Source organism: Colwellia sp. E2M01 (assembly GCF_018860585.1).
Taxonomy (GTDB): domain Bacteria; phylum Pseudomonadota; class Gammaproteobacteria; order Enterobacterales; family Alteromonadaceae; genus Colwellia.
On record NZ_JAHKPR010000057.1, the window covers coordinates 4,533 to 6,450 of the forward strand.

Here is a 1,918-nt window from a genome sequence, read left to right on the forward strand (position 1 = left end):
AACCATTTTCTTCAATCAATGCCTTGCCTCTAAGCCTTTTAACTTTCGCTGAGTGGGAAAGAACTTAATCAACTTGGTATAAGCATTAAACTTATACATATTGAATTCAGGGCTTAATATAAATCAACTTAATGGCAATTGACGCTCAATGCTTAAATTTTCGGTACATCAGCAAATAAATTAACTGACTATGACATTCATTATAAAAAGACCACAATCAACCAACTTGAGTTTTTATGGTTATTCATCCTTAAAAAGAGTAAAGATGATATCGCTAGTGACTTGGCTTTTTATATCTCTTTTTTTTATAGCTGGCTCATTTCCTGTGCTCGCGAAAGCACCTAGTAGTGTGAAGTACTCAGTAGAGCGACAAGAAAACAGCAAAATGCGCGAAACCTTAATTTTACCTTATGCTTTTAGTACTGATGATTTGGGCGCAGTTGCAGGAGTTGGCGGTATGGTTACAGGCTTATATCAAAAACAGATGAGCGTAGCCGCTACTATATACGGTGGTTGGGAAACTAAAGGTTTAGGGTTAGATTTAAGAAATTATCGCGTTTTTGATAGTGAACGATTTTTTCTCAGTGCTATTGGTATGGTCGGAAAATTTCCCTTGATGCGGGCTTATTCTCCACTGCCTGGAGAGTATTCGAGCGCGCCTACCGCGGGCTCGAATGACTCAAGCTTTGATGACTTTATTGAAAGTAGTGGAACAAGTAATTGGTGGGATCTTACCTTGGAATATGTTGTACCGTGGGGAGATGCCAAAAATAAAAGTATGGCGAGCTATAACTTAGTGGGTGGTGTATTAGAAAATAATCCGCAACGTCCAGATTGGAATCCTCTAAAAACAGGTACAAGTTTGTTGGTAGCAAGGCAGTTTAATCGCTATCAGCTATATGAAAACTCACAAGGTGAGTTATCTGGTGCGGTACATGCTCTCGAGTTGGGGTATTATTATGACAATACAGACTTTCCTGCAAATCCGAGCCAAGGAAGCTCTCAATATATAGCGTTTACTTATAACCCTCAATGGTTAGAATCAAAAGAGCAATGGAGCTTCATTGAGATAGAAGCAAGCAAATACTTTTCATTAGGTAAAACATCATTTGCGAAACAAAATATTATTGCGTTGAACGCTTGGGCTGGCTACTCACCAAGTTGGAATGTTGAATATGATGCACAAGGAAATAGCAAAGCAATTAATCATGCACCGTTTCTTGAGGGGGCTACTCTTGGAGGAATGTATCGCTTGCGAGGATTTAGGCAAAACCGTTTTCATGATAAAGCGGTTATTTATGCAACGGCTGAATACCGAATGACTTTAAATTATAACCCGATAGCCGATGTATCTTGGTTAAAGTTCTTGAATTTAGATTGGTTTCAAACCGTTTTTTATGTTGAAGGGGGGAGAGTATCTCCAACGTTTAACCGCGACGTATTATTTACTGATTGGAAAAAAGATGTTGGTGTTTCTTTAAGAGCGCTGGCGGCAGGTATTGTTATTCGACTTGATTACACACATTCTAATGAAGATAATAGTGCTTGGTTAATGGTAGGGCATCCATTTTAATGATGAGAACATTTTAAATGTAGTTGCTAATAAATTTAGAAATATAATGAAAATACATGAAATAATGCACACTAATACAGCGTTATGAGTAAAAATAAATCAAACAGTTATCTTTTTAAAAAAAACAAAGAAATTTACAGGTTTTTTATTGACAGTTTTTACTAACTCCCTATAATACGCCCCCGAAGAGACGGACGATTAGCTCAGTTGGGAGAGCACCGCCCTTACAAGGCGGGGGTCACTGGTTCAAGCCCAGTATCGTCCACCATTTTATTTAAAACCTATTAAATAAAATGAGACATTCTTTCCATAAAGAATTAAAACTAAAATGGACGATTAGCTCAG

1 protein-coding gene and 1 tRNA gene are annotated in these 1,918 nt (G+C 37.6%); both read left to right on the forward strand.

All coding sequences use genetic code 11. The features are described from left to right. The first annotated feature begins 265 nt into the window (after nucleotides 1-265). A complete protein-coding gene (locus KO502_RS11850; protein WP_216022782.1) occupies nucleotides 266-1,573 on the forward strand; it encodes a BamA/TamA family outer membrane protein in 1,308 nt (435 codons plus the stop codon). A gap of 192 nt (nucleotides 1,574-1,765) precedes the next feature. Continuing rightward, nucleotides 1,766-1,841: transfer RNA gene (locus KO502_RS11855), tRNA-Val, on the forward strand. The last annotated feature ends 77 nt before the right edge of the window (nucleotides 1,842-1,918 follow it).

Coding starts and splice junctions, on each gene's coding strand:
- KO502_RS11850 (WP_216022782.1), top strand. CDS start 266: ATGATATCGCTAGTGACTTGGCTTTTTATATCTCTTTTTTTTATAGCT.